We start from the raw sequence: 15,466 nt of genomic DNA, 5'->3' as shown, positions 1-15,466 counted from the left end.
TTTCCGGGGCGGGTTGTCGTATCGGCGGGACGCCGTTCGTGGTGAGGTGGAAGGCAGTCATCGGGACCGCCGGAACTGAGGAGAAGTGGGATGACGCACTACCTGCTGGCCGTGCACGGCCCCGCCGAGATGGACGAGTTCGGCAACTACGGCTCCAAGGAGGAGATGGAGGAGGCGTTCGCCGCGACCGGCGCTTTCAATGACAAGCTGCACGCCGAAGGCTACTGGGTCTTCGCCGGTGGGCTTGCGCCGGCGCTGACGGCGACCGTCGTGGACGGCCAGGGCGACACGCCGGTGATCACCGACGGCCCCTACCTCGAAACCAAGGAGGCCCTCGGGGGCTTCTGGGTCATTGACGCACCCGACCTCGACGTGGCGCTCAAGCTCGCGGCCGAGGGGTCCAAGGCGTGCCGGGCCAAGATCGAGGTCCGTCCGTTCGACGGCCTCGCCTGAGCCAGCGCGACCGGCGACTATCGATGCAGCCCGCAACGGCGGCCGTCGAGCGGGTCTTCCGCGAGGAGTACGGCCGCCTGATCGCCTCACTCGTCCGCCGCTTCGGTGACATCGACATCGCGGAGGAAGCGGCGGGCGAGGCGCTCGTAGCCGCGCTGGAGAATTGGCCGGAATCCGGCGTACCTCCCAACCCCGGCGGCTGGCTCACCACCGTCGCGGGCAACCGCGCGATCGACCGGATCCGCCGGGAGAAACAACGCGACGCCAAGCATCAGGCGGCCACCATGTACCACGACGACACACCCCACGAGCCCACCGGCCCAGTCGAGGACGACCGGTTGCGGCTGCTCTTCACCTGCTGCCACCCAGCGCTGGCACCGGAAGCGCGGATCGCGCTGACGCTCCGACTGCTCGGTGGACTGACCGTGGCCGAGATCGCGCAGGCGTTTCTCGTGCCCGAAACCACGATGGCGCAGCGGATCACCCGGGCGAAGAAGAAGATCTCGTCGGCGAAGGTGCCCTACCGGGTGCCCGAGGCCGCCGACCTCCCCGAGCGGCTCGGCGGCGTACTGGCAGTGCTGTTCCTCGTCTTCAACGAGGGCTACCTCGCCACCAGCGATGGCGACCCGATTCGCGCCGAACTCACCAGCGAGGCCATCCGACTGACACGGATCCTCCGCCAACTGCTCCCCGACGAGCCGGAGGTGGCCGGTCTACTCGCGCTGCTGGTGCTCACCGAGGCCCGACGTGAGGCCCGCGTGCGCAATGGGCAGCTGGTCCCGCTCGATGAGCAGGACCGCACCGGCTGGAACCGCGCCCTGATCAACGAGGGCCACGACCTGGTCCGCGAGTGCCTCACGATCAACCGACCCGGCCGCTACCAGATACTCGCCGCGATCAACGCCGTCCACACCGACGCCCCCACGGCACCGGACACTGACTGGTCACAGGTCCTCGCGCTGTACGACCAGCTGACCCAGCTCGACCCCTCACCGATCGTCGCACTCAACCGCGCAGTCGCGGTCGCCGAGCTGGACGGCCCGAACGTCGCCCTCGCCCTGGTCGACCGGCTACCCCTCACCGGCTACCACGCATGGCACGCCACCCGCGCCGACCTGCTCCGCAGACTCGGCCGCAGCGCCGAGGCAAAACAGGCGTACGACGCCGCGATCGCCGCCACCCAAAACAGCGCCGAGCGCGCCTACCTGAGCAGGAAACGCGGCGAGTTGGTCTGAGCAGTCCTACCACTCGGCACAAGGCCGACGGCGCCAACCGTTGTCGGGCTGGTGACGCTCCTGGCCGTCGCAGGCTAACCGATTTGATTATCGATGATCAGTGATCATAGATTGGCCTGTGTGGAACGTTCTCGGCTTTCCAGGGCCGGGAAGCGTGTCGGTGTTCACCCCGTGGCGTATCACGTTTGGGTTGGCTCGGGGAGGGTTCTGGTGGTGTGGGTCGGCGGTGAGAGCCGGTTTTTGTGGATCGGTGTTGAGGCGTTGAGTCGGTGAGCGGGAAGCTGCGGCTGGCCGAGGGTGAGGCGGCCCGCACCGCGTGTGCCCGCGCTGTGCTGCGCACCGGCGTGGACGAGGCAACCGGTGAGGTCCTGTCTCGGGCGGTGTTGGCGCGGCGGGTCGGTTGGTGTGCCGATCTGGTGGCGGGCATGGTGGCCGCGCTGATCGGCGAGCACTGGAACAGCGTGGATGTGCAGGTGCTGGCATCCGGGGTGGATGCGGGTGGGCGGCGATTGCCGTCGCACGCGTGGACCGCACTGCGGCGCCTCGGGTGGACGGTCGCCCCGCCTGGGGGTGTGACGGTCAATGATCGGGTCGTGCGGATGGCGCAGGAGCAGGCGGGGCGTGCTCTTCGTTCGGTGAAGTGGCGCGCCGAGGTCACCGGCGGGGTCCTGGCGACGTGGCCGGCCGATCCGCGCAAGCGCACCCCAGCCGAGTGGGATCAGGTGCGGGCCTCGATCCCCGGCGGGCAGCATCTGCCATCCAATGTGATCAAGGGCCGCACCCGGCAGGCCGCCACGTTCGCCGAGGCCAACGGCCAGCTGCCGGTAGACGTGTTCGAACTCGAAGGCGCCCCGAGGATCCCGCTCGTGCCGGCTTTGCCTGGCCGTTGGGGTCAAATGGATTGGTTGGCGACTCCTTGATGGAATGACCCCAGGCGACAACGTCGGTCCATGACCTGCGGCCGGACCGTCGTTGAGCTTCCCGAGTTCGGCGCCGGTCGGCCCCGCCGACGCTCGTTACCGCCTGGCTTGCGGCTCACGGTCACGGTGACGCTTTTGAGAGTCGCGTTTATTGGACACGCAGAGCGACAGCTCAGGTTTTCGGTTGGCGTTTGACCAGAACAAATGCGGTGAGGCCTGCGGTCATGAAAACCGCCAAGGTCAGGAAATCAGCGAACCACGAGGGGTCTGCGTCCGCACGTCGCACGTTGTCACAAGGCAAGATCTTCGAATACCAGACCTCGAAGGTGTCTGAAGGCTTGACGGGTTCGGGACGAGGGTCCCATTTATGCGGCGTCAGGCAATGCATGCCATCTTCGGTTACGTACTTGACGGTATAGGCAGTTTGCGAATAGACGGTAGCCACCGTTGCAGTCGCTTTCCCGCCGTTGAGATCGCCCCACATTGAGTAGCCCATTCCGATCGACATCACTGCGCCGAGTGTTGTATAGATCGCCCAGAACCACAGCTTCGCCTTTCGCGGAAGCCTCGACCGAGCGGGCATTGGTCGAGAGTACGACAAGCCCGACTCTCGCGGAATCCTCGACCAAGCGGGCATCGGTCGAGGCTACGACCAGGACGACGACAACGCCAGACCGGATTGACCGCGCGGCCACAGGCAATTCGTAGGCCAGGGCCCCGAGATGGCCCAGCATGGCGGAACACCTGCCGATGTCGACACCTCGACCACGGCGAGCCCCGCCATCCCGGCTGCACGATCTGCCTGCCGTCGTACTCTGCCTGCATGAGGGGCCTCCTTCGTCGTGAGACGTGAGCACCCCGAGCATCCCGCTCGAGAGCCACGAGGAGCGAGGCCCCGCTCCTTCATGCCATCACGGATGTCCTGAGACCCGACATCGCCGGCAGCCGACAGCCGGCCGACAGCCGGCCGGGCCTCGTCCTGGAAAGATGACGGCATGGACCGCTTCGAGGGCCGCTGCTGGCTGGACTGGTGGACGAACTCATCCACCCTGCTCGGCAGCGTCGAGGTGGCCGTCGTGATTGCCGCCGCTGGCGCCGGCTGGGAGGCCTACGGTCGCCCCGTCAGCGACAGCGACGAGGACCGCGATGCCTTTGCATTCCTGTGTGACCTCGATCCCGCCTTCGCGCTGCGATTCGAAGACGAGAGCACTATCGCCGTCACCGTGCATCCCACCGATGGGCATCGCCGCTTCAGCCTCAGCGAGTACACCAGTCCGGTTCAGCGATCGGTCGACAATCGAATCGCTCTGTAGCCAGCCCGAACCAAGCCTGCGACCGGGTGGGTCGACAGCGCCTCGGCGACTCCCGGCATCTGACCTGGACGGGCAAAGACAGGGACTGGTTCAGTTCTCGCGGTTCGGGTCGGCGAGAGCGTCCCACTCCTCGGCAGTAGTGGGAAAAGGCTGCCAGTACGGGAGGTAGAACGGCCGCCACGTCGGCGTGACCATCGAGAATGACTCCAACTCCGGGTCCGCGAGCATCCGGTAGACGAACTCCGTCGCCGACATGTCGAACCGGTGCCACGGGTTTGGAGGGTCGTGCCGGGCCAGCACAGGCCACCGCTCAGGCTCCACGGAGCGGTCCGCAAGCCAGTAGTACCCGCCTCCGGCCGAGTCGTGACCCCACTCGATCAGCCCAGACCCCGTGTCGGGCTCGTACAGCTCGTACGGGGCGTACAGGCCCGCTGCGGAGTCGTCATGCTCACTCACCGAACGCCGCATGGAGTCCCACCACCCGAGCAGCGACGTCGAGTCGTGGTCGGTTGTCGGTCGCAGTAAGTCAAGGTGCACCATAAATAGGCCCGGCACGAACCGCCGGCACAACTCCTTGAAGTCGCCTGGCAGCGCGACGCCGAGCTCCGCCTCCACCTGCCCCCAGCCGGCACCGACCTCAGGCTCGTGGCGCCATCCGGTCACGTCGATGATCCGGTCGATCCACGTCAACTGATCATTCACGGCCGGCAAAGTAACAGCACAGGCAGACACCCCCTCGCCTGGTCGTCACCCGCCCACTAACCGCTGCTGTACTTCGCTGCCGTACGCAAGCAGAAAGGCCACCTCCCGAACCCGGGAAGTGGCCTTGACCTGCGTGGACCATGCTTGGCAAAGTCCGGACCACATTCCCGCAGCTCAGGGACCGACCGTGACGGTCCCAGCGGTACGTAGACGCACGGTCTGACACGCAGATCGGGGAGGCGCTGTTGCGCATCGCCAGCGCCCGCGGCCTGCAGTCCGCCAGCATGCGTGAGGTGGCCGCCGAAGCCGGCGTCTCCCTCCGCCTGGTGCAGTACTACTTCCACACCAAGGAAGAGCTGCTACTCACCGCCTTGGCCTATCTCGGCGAACGGTTGGCCACCCGGGTAGAGCGCCACATCCGCGCCCTGGGACCAGTGACCCCCCGCAACGTCGTCTACGGCACGCTCACCGCGATCCTGCCCACCGACGCCGAGAGCCTCGACCTGACGAGGGCCTACACCGGCTACTACACCTTGGTCTTCACCGACCCCGACCTCGCCACCCGGCACGGCGCCGCCTACCCGGACAAGGTCGAACGACTGCTCGCCGGGCAACTGACCGCCGCGCAGCAGGCCGACCAGATCGACACCATCCTGGACCCGGAGACGACCGCCGCCGGACTCCTCGCCCTCACCAACGGCCTCGGCTCAAGCGTGCTCGGCGGGCAACGAGACGGTGCAGCCGCACTGCGTATCCTCATCGATCACATCGATCGGCTGTTCAAGCCCGGACCAAACCGGCCGTAGCACAAAATCTAAGCGCGACCCAGCAGCCCACGGACGATCGGTTGCTCACCAACGACATCCCGCTCATGGCCGATCGGGCGTCGGTAGGGCTACCATCCCAGCAGCCAACGCACTTGGGGCCAAAGCGCTGCAGTCGCATGGGCTCGCAGCGTCCTCGTTACTCACCTGGTTGATGCGGTATTGAGCAACGCTTCCGTCTCGGCATGGCCGCTTCGAACGGCCCATTCGAGGGGCGACAGCCCGCTGCCGTGGTCTTCGCGGAGGTCCGGATCTGCGCCCCAGGTAAGAGTTCGCGGACGACATCGGACTGCCCCCACCCTGCGGGGCAAGCCGTTCAACCAAGGTCGGGGATGGTTTCGCCACCCGTCACAGGGCTCGGGTTGGTGATAAGGCTGGCCACGCGACGTGGTCAATCGCGAGCCACGGCGCGACGGCCACGGCTGTGGGCGTGAGCCCGGCGAACGCCTTGACCTCGCGGTGGAGGTGGGACTGGTCGACGTAGCCGCTCTCGGTGGCAACGCAGGCGGGGGGGTGACCCGCCGCGAGAAGGCGGGCGGCATGGTCGAACCGCACCAGTCGGGCGGCGCGTTTGGGTGTGATGCCGAGCTGGGACCGGAAACGGGACCACAGGCGCTTGCGGCTCCAGCCGACCTCGTCCGCGAGGCCGTCGACCCGCACCCGCCCCCGGCTGGTGAGCGTCTGCCGCCAGATGTAGGCGACCTCCGGATCGACCGATGGGCGGGCGCCCAGCCGTCGTCCGAGGAACTCCGCCACGATCGCGAACCGGTCGTCCCACGACGCGGCAGCGCGCAGCCTGTCCTCGGCTCGTCCGGCGTCCCGGCCCCAGACATCCTCGAGGGATACCACCGTCCCGCTGAGCTCGGCCGATGAGCCGAGCACCACAGCCGCCGTGACCGGCTCCAGCCGGATCTGGAGGCACTCGCCGCCCCCTCGACCAGATGCCCGAAGGTCGCCGGGGAGGAGCCCGACGACGACACTGCCGCGCACGCGCTGGCCATGAGTGTCGACGAGCAGCCCTTCTCCCTCGCTCAGGTCGACAAGCAGGGTGACGGATGGGTGCGCGACCATCGCGATGTCCGCGGATGCGGGGGCACGTGCGCAGAACCCGGCCATGTTGATCCCCGGCAGCCGAGGTGACGGGCGTGGAACCGCGATGTCCACGCTCGCCCAGTCCGGTGGTGTCCCGGCCGACAGCACATGGCCAGTGTAGATGCTGACCACAAAGCGGAACATTTGTCCAAGACACCCTCGCCTCGAGCTTGTGATGCTCGACATCGTCTCCGGCAAGGCCCAATTGCGGAGGCCGCGGAGCTCCAAGCGACAGGAGAAGTCATGACGCGACCACTGTCACATTCGAAGGTCCGGGTACTGGCCCGGATCCTGCCTGCCACTGGTGGACCGATCGGACTGACCAGGAGTGACCAGGAATGACACCGATGCAGCGTCGTACCTTCCTGCTCTCGTCGTTGGCAGCCGGATTCGGCACCGTCGCCGGCGGTGGCCTGCTGGCCCCCACGCCGGCCGCGTCCGCTGCCGGGCTGGTCGATTCGGTGACCGTGGACAGCGCGCTGAAGGTTCGGGTGGCGAGTGGTTGGCTGCGGGGTCGCACGGACCGGAACGTGGCAGCGTTCCTCGGGATCCCGTACGCCGCCCCGCCCTCCGGGGCGTACCGCATGCGGCCTCCAAGGCCGCCCGTGCCATGGAACGGCCTGCGCAACGCAACCAAGTACGGGCCGACCTGCCCGAAATACTACCCCCGTCCGAAGAGCCCACCGCTGTTCCCGGAAGTAGTGATCCCCGGCAAGGAATGCCTCAACCTCAACGTGTGGACCCCAGATCCCCGCGGATCCGGCTTGCCAGTACTGGTCTGGATTCACGGCGGCACGTTCACGAAGGGGTCCGGATCCGCCACCCCGTACCGCGGGACCTCCTTCGCCGACAGTGGGGTCGTGTGCGTCACCATCAACTACCGGCTCGGCGCGGAGGGCTTTCTCTACCTCGATGACGGCACCGCCAACCTGGGGCTGCTGGACCAGATCGCCGCACTCGAGTGGGTCCAGGACAACATCGCCGCCTTCGGCGGCGACCCGCGGAAGGTGACCGTCGCCGGCCAGTCCGCCGGCGCCATGAGCATCACCACCCTCATGGCCATGCCCCGCGCCCAAGGCCTGTTCCGCCACGCAATCATCCAAAGCGGGGCGGCCGCCCAGACACTTACGGCCCAGGCCGCCGCAGGCGTCACCTCGAGGCTGGCTAAGTCGCTCAGAGTTGCCCCGACCCGCGAAGCCTTCAGCAAGGTACCCGCCGGACGGCTCGCGCGGGCGGCGTCCGCCCTCGTCGAGGAAGACCCGACCGCCTCGGATCCGGCCGAGTGGGGAAGCCTCCCCTTCGCCCCAGTCGTTGACGGCCACACCCTCTCCGACCACCCGCTCGACGCGTTGAGAAACGGTGCCAGCAGCGGCGTGCGGCTCCTGGCCGGGTGGAACCGGGACGACACCCGGATCGGCCTCGTCCCCAACGGCTTCATCGACAGGATCGACAAGGCCGACGAGGCCACCCTCTCCGCACTCGTGGGCGCCCTCGGCGCACCCGAGGGGACGGTCGAGCTCTACCGGGCAGCCCGTCCGAAAGCGAAAAACGGGGACCTGCTCGCCGCGGTGACCACCGACTGTTTCATTCGCATTCCGGCGATCCGGGTCGCCGAGGCACGCCTCGAGTTCGGCACGTCCGACACCTGGATGTACCGCTTCGACCACGGGTCGCCGAGCTTCTCCGGCCGCCTCGGCGCCGCCCACGGGGTGGAGATCCCGTACGTGTTCGACCTCCTCGACGATGAATCCATCCACGCCCTCATCGGCCCCCAACCACCACAGATCGTCGCCGACACTGCCCACAGCACCTGGGTCAGCTTCGTTGCCGACGGCAACCCGTGCTGGCCCCGATACAACCTGCCCAACCGGTCCACCGCGCTGATCGACGAGGCGATCACCGTCGTCAACGACCCCGACCATGCCGAGCGTGAGGTGTGGACCGGTCGACGCTGATCGGGAGTTGTCTTCGGCGTCGACTGCGTGGCTCAACGAACGCCGCGAGGCGCCCACAGGGCCCCGTAGAGGGCATCGGCTGTGCCGGCTGTTTGTCGGCGGCACGTTCAGGAAACGCGCCTGCGGGCACCGGATGACGACGGGGGTATGCATGGAAACGAGGGATGATCCGGACGTACACGTCGTCGTGGCGGGCCTGGGGCCGGTCGGTGGTGTCCTGGCGGCGATGCTCGGTGCACGGGGAGTGCCGACGGTGGTGGTCGAGCCCAACGAGCGGCCGTATCCGAAGCCACGGGCCGCCGTGCTCGACGTCGAGGCGATCCGGCTCCTGACCGCACTGCCTGGCATGCCGCCGCTGGAGAAATGGGCGACGCCGCTGGCTCGCAACGGTGCCGTCGGCCCGGATCGTCAGCCACTGATCATGATCGATCAGACGGCTCGGGCTTTCGGCCAGCCGCAGGTCGCCCGCATCGACCAGCCGGTGCTGGAGGAGGATCTGCGTACGGTCATTGCCGGCACGGGCTGCGTCGAGGTAGTGGCGGGGCGCAGCGTGCGTACCGTGGAACCGGACGGCGAGCGCGTCACCGCGGTGCTCGATGATGGTCGGCGTCTGACAGCGCGGTGGCTGGTCGGCTGCGACGGTGCCGCCAGCGCTGTCCGCGTCGCTGCCGGCATCGGTTTTCCTGGTAAAACGTTCGCGCAGCCCTGGCTGGTCGTCGATGCCGCGACGCGTCCGGACGCCAGCGGCAATCGCGGCGTGGGCGGTGCGACGGACGGTGCCGCGACCTTTGCCTTCGTGCTTGACCCCGCGCGACCCGCCGTGGCGATGTCTCAGCGTGGCCGGTGGCGGTGGGAGTGGATGGTGCTGCCTGGCGAGGACCCGGACACCATGACCATGCCTGAGGTGGTGCGGTCCCTGGTCGCTGCCTGGGTGGATCCCGCAGCACTGGAGATCCAACGGGCGGCCGTGTTCACCTTCCATGCCAGGATGGCCGACCGGTGGCGCGCCGGACGGATCCTGCTCGCCGGTGACGCCGCCCACGCCATCCCACCATTCGCCGGCCTCGGTCTCAGCATGGGAATCCGTGACGTTGGTGCCCTGGCCTGGCGCCTCGCCGATGTCGTCGGCGGTGCCAGCGGTGCCGACCTGCTCGACGGCTACGAGCGCGAACGCCGGGCAGACGTCAGGCGTACCACCGCGATGGCATTAGGCATCGGCCGCCTGGTGCAGACCCGCAACCGCGCGGCGTCACGACTGATCCGTGGGCTGGTCCGCACGGCGGCGGCCGTGCCCGGGCTGCGCGCGCGCCTGGGTAGCCGGCCCGTGCCACCGCGACGGCTGCCGCGCAGCCTCGCCGGACCGCTGCCACAGGCTGGTCACGTCCTGCCCAACCCGCGCGTCAGCGTCGCGGGCGGCGCACCCGTCCGGCTCGATGAGCTCATCGGCTACCGGTGGGCGTACATCGGACACCGATGCGACCCCCGCACCGTAACCGACACCATTCCCCACGACGCGGTCGTCCTCGCCCTGCAACACCCGGACCCGGCACCCGGCTGCCTGCCGATCAGCGACCTCGACGGGCTTCTCAACGACACCCCCGGCACCGTCACCGCGGTGCGCCCGGACCGCTTCGTTCATGGAATCCTGGAATGAGTAACCGTGGGAAGCGTCCAGAGCCGGAGACGTCGACCGGCATCAGATCGAAGGAGGCGGCCAGCGGCTGACGGATCGGTTCCCGACGTCGGTACGGTGCACCTGAGGAATTCACCTATCGCCTCCGCAAGAACCGCGACGTGGAACTGCAACATCACGGCCGCCCTGCCACTGTGCTTCGCGGCGCCGCCGCGGCCCGGTTCCTGGTCGACGTCAACAGCGAAGATCCTCAGGCGTTGATGGCGCGCATCACCGGCAACTACAAACACGGCAACGCGGCCGCCGCGCTGAGGGGTGGGAGGTAGGCCAGAACTGCCACCGCGAAGGCGGTTGCCCGGACGATCAGAAAGCCCAGCACGGATGCCGCCTGCTCCGTCGTCATTGCGGTCAGCAACGATGCGGCTGGATCAAGAGGCATCATGGTCACAATGCTCTGCTGACGCTCGAGGGGTAGCTTGGCGGCGAGCGGCGCCGCCCACTGCGGTGGCATCTCGACCAGGAGCCGCAGCACTTCGTGATCTGGCATGGACGTCATCGCCTCTGCGGACACATCGGCCGGCATCCAGGCCAGTACAGGCGAGTGACGCTGCGACCAAACCACCTGCCTGAGTCACCGCGGCTTGTCCCTCACGCCCTCGTCCTCATTGCCGACAGACGTCCAGGCCGTGATGGGCCACGAAAGCCGTCGACCACGCTCAACCTCTACACCCACCGGTCGGACGGACGAGATCAACGCATCCGCGACGCGTTCGCTGACTCATAGCTGACTCATGACCATGTCCGTCGATGCCAGGGGCATCTTCCTTGTAAGCGAGGCGTCGAGGGGGCGGGGCCTGGTCTGGCCAGCTCGGGAACCCAACGGCTATGTCGCCTCGGTCAACTCCTCAGGAACGCGAGCAGATCACTGTTGACCTGGTCCTGGAGGGTGGACGTGATGCCGTGCGGCGCGCCCGGGTAGTAGATGTCCTTGGCGTTCGCGATGAGCTGGGCGGTCTTCCTCGCCGAGTCTTTGACCGGGACTATCTGGTCGTCCTCGCCGTGCAGCACCAGGGTGGGGATGTCGAACTTGGCGAGATCGTCGCGGAAGTCGGTCTCGGAGAAGGCCTTGATGCTCTCGTAAGCGTTCAACAGGCCGGCCTGCATGCTCCACAGCCAGAACTGGTCGAGGATCCCCTTCGAGACCTTCGCCCCCTGCCGGTTGGCGCCGTAGAACATCTGCGCCAGGTCCTGGTAGAACTGCGATCGGTCCTTCATCAGGTTGGCGCGCATCTCGTCGAAGACGGCGATGGGTAGGCCCTCGGGGTTGTCCGGCGTCTGCACCATGATCGGCGGCACGGCGGAGATAAGGACGGCTTTGGCGACCCGTCTCGTCCCGTGGCGGCCGATGTAGCGCGCGACCTCACCACCGCCGGTCGAGTGCCCGATCAGTGTGACGTCGGTGAGGTCGAGCGCCTCGATGACCGCCGCGAGGTCGTCTGCGTAGCCGTTCATGTCGTTTCCGCCGGAGGCCTGGCTTGACCGGCCGTGACCACGGCGGTCGTGCGCGACGACCCGGAAACCGTTCTGCATGAGGAAGAGCATCTGGCCGTCCCACGCGTCCGCGTTCAGCGGCCAGCCATGGGAGAAAGTGACAACGGGGCCCGCACCCCAGTCCTTGTAATAGATCTCGGTGCCGTCCTTGGCGGTGATGTAGCTCATGCCGCTGTCCTTTCCGATTCGTCCCCGTCGGGCATGCCGGCCGGGCCGGCCGGTACCGCAGAACCGCCGAAGAGCTGCGAGAGAGGTACAGCAGCTCGCGCCCGTGATGTCGGCTTTACCCGATTTTAGGCGGCAGCGCGTAAACCATGGGCCCGGATCGGGCGAACACGGGAAGGACTCCACGAGCCGCGTCAACCGACGCGCAGCGATGCACCCTACCTCGGCCTCTCGACCGCCGGGATCAGCGCGGACGTGCTGCACAGAGCTTGTAAGCGGGCAGTCAGGCCGTGTCAAAAGATCCGGAACAGGTACGGAATGATCTAGGTCTCGCTCCCCGGTGACCAACCTGTTCTGCCTGGTAGATCCACCCGTCGGCAGCTTCCCGGCAGGGGCGTCTACACCTACCCGCGCGCTAACTCGCGTTCTCGTTGCGAGGGGGAAGCTTCCAGTTCGGCCGGACGTAGTGGCACGTGTAACCCCCGGGATTTCGCTCCAGGTAGTCCTGGTGTTCCGGCTCGGCCTCCCAGAAGGGGCCAGCGGGGGTGACCTCGGTGACCACCTTGCCCGGCCACAGGCCGGAGGCGTCGACGTCGGCGATCGTCTCTTCGGCGACCTTTCGCTGCTGCTCGTCGCAATAGAAGATGGCCGACCGGTAGCTGGTTCCCACGTCGTTGCCCTGGCGATTCTTCGTTGTCGGGTCGTGGGCCTGGAAGAAGAACTCGAGAAGCTCTCGGTAGGCCAGTTTCGCGGGGTCGAAGACGACCTCGACCGCCTCGGCGTGAGATCCATGGTTCCGATACGTCGCGTTCGGCACGTCTCCGCCGGTGTATCCGACCCTGGTGTCGACTACGCCCGGGTGTTTCCGGATGAGGTCTTCCATGCCCCAGAAGCAGCCGCCGGCCAGGAGCGCCTTCGCAGTCGTCTCGGTCATCGTCGCTCCCCGTCCGGGTGCTCGAAAATTCTGCGGTACTCGCCGTAGCCTTCACGCTCGAGGTCGTCGCGTGGGATGAACCGGAGCGCCGCCGAGTTCATGCAGTAACGAAGTCCGCCCGTTTCTGGGGGACCGTCGTCGAACACGTGGCCCACGTGGCTGTCCCCGTGCGCCGACCGGACCTCGGTGCCGAACATGGCGTGGCTCGACTCTCGGACCTCGACCACGTTCTCCGATTCGATCGGCCTGGTGAAGGTCGGCCAGCCGGTGCCGCTGTCGTACTTATTGACGGAAGCGAACAGCGGTTCACCCGACACGACATCGACGTAGATCCCCGGCTCCTCGTTGTCCCAGTAGGCGTTGTCGAAGGCTGGCTCCGTCCCCGCTTCCTGAGTGACTCGGTATTGCTCCGGCGACAGCCGAGAAACTGCCTCGGGGCTCTTGCGGTACTCGTGTGACACCGTTCTTCCCCTCCAGGGGTCGACAAGAACGCTCAGGGTCTACACACGCCTGCCCGAGTGCGTACCCCGCCTAGAATCGACTAACCACGGGGCTGGTAAGCGGACCACGGTCAGGCACATGCGAGGCCCTATTAGGTCGCTGGATCTATCGCACCTCAGGTGGCGGACGAGTGTCGCGGATCAGTTGTCGGATCACAATCACAGGAAGCGCTCTGTCCCGTCCCGGCTGATGCTTGACCCGTGGGTTCAAGGGGTGCGCAAGGAGCTCGGCGAGCTTCTCGGATGGTGTCATGAAGCCGAGGGTCTTGCGGGGGCGGCGTTGGGGCTCTGGGCGAAGCGGGCAAGGTCCAAGTCACGCACCGTGAGGCCACGAAGGAATCGCCGCCAAGCCTGAGCGTGAGGCACCGGCAATAGTTGGCATCCCCGCCCAGGTGCGGGTACGGCGCTTGCCGGACGGACCACAACTTGCCGCTGTCTGCGGTTGGTCAGCTCTGTCACGTTCGCGCGTGGCTCGTCGCCCACTCGAGCGCGTAGTCGGCCACCTGCTCCCAGCCAGGCTCGACGCCGGTGAAGTGTGAGCGGTCCGGAAACTCGTAGGTCTCAGTCGTCGCCTCGGAGTTGCGGTATTTCTTCGCGTTCGAGCGGATCACCGAGGGCGGCATCAGGTGGTCTTTGCCGCCAATGATGAACAACAGCGGAGCCCGGTCGTCCAGGTCGTAGTCGACCCAGGTCTCCTGGTGGCCCGGCCTCCAGTTGGCTGTCAGGCCATAGGTCCAGACCCAGCTGCCGGGCGCCGGGATGTGGAGGCGGTCGTACGCGGCGTCGGATTCCTCCCGGCTGACCGTGTTGGCGAAGGCATAGTGGAACTGCTCCTTGGTGAAGCCCACCGCGCGGTGCCGGTTGGCCGGATTCTTGAGGATTGGGAACAGGGACTTGGTCTGGGCAGGCGGGTTCACCCGCACGCCCTCGGGTGGCGCCGAGTCGATCACCACCGCGGCGGCGCCCAACCCGCGGTTCACTAAGAGTTGGGTGAAGGTCCCCCCGAAGGAGTGGCCCATGATGATCGGCGGACGGTCCAGGCTCTCGACCACCTCGCTGAGATGGTCGAGCGTTGCGGGAACGGAGGCCTCGGCGATGACCTCGGGTCTTTCCCGCAACGCCTCTACCTCGATCTCGAATCCCGGGTACGTCGGCACGAAGACCTCATGGCCCTTCGCCCGGTAGTGCTCCACCCAGCGGTCCCAGCTTCGGGCGGTCATCCACAGCCCGTGGATCAGCACGATCGGCAGCGCATTGGTCGTCGGCTCGCTCATGATGCTCCTTCCGATGGGCTGCAGCAATCGTCGGAACCCTCGGACAGCGGTAACCTCACGCCGCAGGGATGAAGTCGCGGCCCGCCGGCGCACGCTCTGCACCGCCTCCGGGTCGCCGGTCGCTCCCGTGAAATCCTAGCCGTCCGCACACCGCCCGGAAGCGGAAGCGACGTGAACGCCGGAAGCGTCGTCAGTTCGGCGCATCTGGTCACGGACGGCGCGCTGGCCCGGTCGGCTGCTGATCGTGTCGCCCATCAGGTGAAGCCGCCGTGCCCTCATCAGCCGGAGTCGGACAGCCGGCCGCCGGCGATGCCTGGTCTGGTGACCGAAGCCCTCACCGCCTAACTGACCGGCGTTGCGACTAGCCCCCTTGGGCGCAATGGGTCGAACAGGGCTGAGCCGGCACTCGTTCGGACGGGCGGCCACCGATACCGCAGGAAAGCTCATCGATAGCCTTTAGTGGCCTTGACGATCTGCGGGCTGACCACGATCGCGTACCCGACGAGAATCGCCGAGGTGAGCCCGAGCAGCAGGCCAGGTTCGGTGACCACCAGCGTCACCACGATGGCCAGCGCGATTCCCACCAGGCCAACGATGAACCGGCGCCGGGGCATGCGACCGAGAGCGAAGCGGTGCAGACCCAACCCGCACAGCATCCACGCGACGATCGACCCGCCCAGCACGAATCGCGCGTTCAGCGGCATCTGACGCGACTGACCGATCTCGTACACCACAACGCCCAGCGCCCATCCCAGGAAAAGCACGGCCGCGCCAGCGGGTGAGTGGAGATAGGCGTAGCCCTGACAAATGCGGCACGGCGAGCGTCTGACCGGAAAATGAGCCTGACCAGGGCGGGTCTTGTGCAGGGGGCATCGCCGGGCTGGTGGGGGCCGGTCCGGTGTGATGTTGGTGGTT

At 67.2% G+C, this 15,466-nt stretch carries 16 protein-coding genes; 7 read left to right on the top strand and 9 right to left on the bottom strand.

Translation table 11 applies throughout. The features are described 5' to 3' along the window. The first annotated feature begins 90 nt into the window (after positions 1 to 90). From ACGF4F_RS29860 to ACGF4F_RS29850, 3 genes are all read left to right on the top strand, one after another. Positions 91 to 453: a YciI family protein gene (locus tag ACGF4F_RS29860; RefSeq protein ID WP_357445673.1), complete on the top strand. Its 363-nt coding sequence runs from the start codon at positions 91 to 93 to the stop codon at positions 451 to 453. 23 nt (positions 454 to 476) lie between these two features. Continuing rightward, positions 477 to 1,688 carry an RNA polymerase sigma factor gene (locus ACGF4F_RS29855; RefSeq protein ID WP_357445670.1) on the top strand — a complete coding sequence of 404 codons (1,212 nt, stop codon included), beginning with the start codon at positions 477 to 479 and terminating at the stop codon, positions 1,686 to 1,688. 269 nt (positions 1,689 to 1,957) lie between these two features. Continuing rightward, on the top strand, positions 1,958 to 2,608 hold the full coding sequence (locus tag ACGF4F_RS29850) for a hypothetical protein (protein ID WP_357445667.1): 651 nt from the start codon (positions 1,958 to 1,960) through the stop codon (positions 2,606 to 2,608). Positions 2,609 to 2,780: 172 nt separating this feature from the next. Here the strand turns inward: ACGF4F_RS29850 and ACGF4F_RS29845 are convergent, their stop codons facing one another. Next, complete coding sequence (locus ACGF4F_RS29845) at positions 2,781 to 3,119, bottom strand: DUF1541 domain-containing protein (protein ID WP_393082475.1); 339 nt, start codon at positions 3,117 to 3,119, stop codon at positions 2,781 to 2,783. Positions 3,120 to 3,603: 484 nt separating this feature from the next. Here ACGF4F_RS29845 and ACGF4F_RS29840 point away from each other — a divergent pair, with 484 nt between their 5' ends. Further along, a complete protein-coding gene (locus tag ACGF4F_RS29840) occupies positions 3,604 to 3,921 on the top strand; it encodes a hypothetical protein (RefSeq protein ID WP_357445661.1) in 318 nt (105 codons plus the stop codon). A gap of 90 nt (positions 3,922 to 4,011) precedes the next feature. On the opposite strand, the gene ACGF4F_RS29835 is transcribed toward ACGF4F_RS29840, so the two are convergent. Then, positions 4,012 to 4,623, bottom strand: a complete 612-nt coding sequence (locus ACGF4F_RS29835; protein WP_393082472.1) for a hypothetical protein — start codon at positions 4,621 to 4,623, stop codon at positions 4,012 to 4,014. A gap of 245 nt (positions 4,624 to 4,868) precedes the next feature. Between ACGF4F_RS29835 and ACGF4F_RS29830 the strand changes: the two genes are divergently transcribed. Then, a complete protein-coding gene (locus tag ACGF4F_RS29830) occupies positions 4,869 to 5,429 on the top strand; it encodes a TetR/AcrR family transcriptional regulator (protein ID WP_393082469.1) in 561 nt (186 codons plus the stop codon). A gap of 366 nt (positions 5,430 to 5,795) precedes the next feature. Here ACGF4F_RS29830 and ACGF4F_RS29825 read toward each other — a convergent pair whose 3' ends face one another. Beyond that, positions 5,796 to 6,683, bottom strand: a complete 888-nt coding sequence (locus tag ACGF4F_RS29825; protein WP_393082466.1) for a helix-turn-helix domain-containing protein — start codon at positions 6,681 to 6,683, stop codon at positions 5,796 to 5,798. Between the two features lie 203 nt (positions 6,684 to 6,886). On the opposite strand from ACGF4F_RS29825, the gene ACGF4F_RS29820 reads away from it, so the two are divergent. Together ACGF4F_RS29820 and ACGF4F_RS29815 are read left to right on the top strand one after the other, a co-directional pair. Further along, entirely contained in the window at positions 6,887 to 8,494 is a 1,608-nt protein-coding gene (locus ACGF4F_RS29820) for a carboxylesterase/lipase family protein (protein ID WP_393082463.1), read from the top strand. Beyond that, the gene (locus ACGF4F_RS29815; RefSeq protein WP_357445646.1) at positions 8,460 to 10,148 is read left to right on the top strand and encodes an FAD-dependent monooxygenase; all 1,689 of its coding nucleotides are present in this window, start codon (positions 8,460 to 8,462) and stop codon (positions 10,146 to 10,148) included. Before ACGF4F_RS29820 ends, ACGF4F_RS29815 begins: the two co-directional genes overlap by 35 nt. 259 nt (positions 10,149 to 10,407) lie before the next feature. Here ACGF4F_RS29815 and ACGF4F_RS29810 read toward each other — a convergent pair whose 3' ends face one another. The 6 genes from ACGF4F_RS29810 to ACGF4F_RS29785 form a co-directional block, all read right to left on the bottom strand. After that, positions 10,408 to 10,749: a hypothetical protein gene (locus tag ACGF4F_RS29810; protein ID WP_393082460.1), complete on the bottom strand. Its 342-nt coding sequence runs from the start codon at positions 10,747 to 10,749 to the stop codon at positions 10,408 to 10,410. 275 nt (positions 10,750 to 11,024) lie between these two features. Then, positions 11,025 to 11,846, bottom strand: coding sequence for an alpha/beta hydrolase (locus ACGF4F_RS29805; RefSeq protein WP_357445640.1), 822 nt, complete (start codon positions 11,844 to 11,846; stop codon positions 11,025 to 11,027). 412 nt (positions 11,847 to 12,258) lie between these two features. Next, positions 12,259 to 12,777 (bottom strand): peptide-methionine (S)-S-oxide reductase MsrA, encoded by a 519-nt coding sequence (msrA, locus tag ACGF4F_RS29800; protein WP_357445637.1) that lies wholly within the window; start codon positions 12,775 to 12,777, stop codon positions 12,259 to 12,261. Continuing rightward, positions 12,774 to 13,238: a peptide-methionine (R)-S-oxide reductase MsrB gene (gene msrB, locus ACGF4F_RS29795; protein ID WP_357445634.1), complete on the bottom strand. Its 465-nt coding sequence runs from the start codon at positions 13,236 to 13,238 to the stop codon at positions 12,774 to 12,776. The genes msrA and msrB overlap by 4 nt, the downstream gene beginning before the upstream one ends. A gap of 494 nt (positions 13,239 to 13,732) precedes the next feature. Beyond that, positions 13,733 to 14,551, bottom strand: coding sequence for an alpha/beta hydrolase (locus ACGF4F_RS29790; protein WP_357445631.1), 819 nt, complete (start codon positions 14,549 to 14,551; stop codon positions 13,733 to 13,735). A 443-nt stretch (positions 14,552 to 14,994) separates the two neighbouring features. Further along, on the bottom strand, positions 14,995 to 15,466 hold a 472-nt coding region (locus ACGF4F_RS29785), incomplete at its 5' end, for a hypothetical protein (RefSeq protein WP_357445628.1).

Source organism: Micromonospora sp. NPDC047740, assembly GCF_043204735.1.
Taxonomy (GTDB): Bacteria; Actinomycetota; Actinomycetes; order Mycobacteriales; family Micromonosporaceae; genus Micromonospora.
Note: the sequence above shows the minus strand (reverse complement) of the source record. Positions and strands in the feature narration are given on the sequence as shown.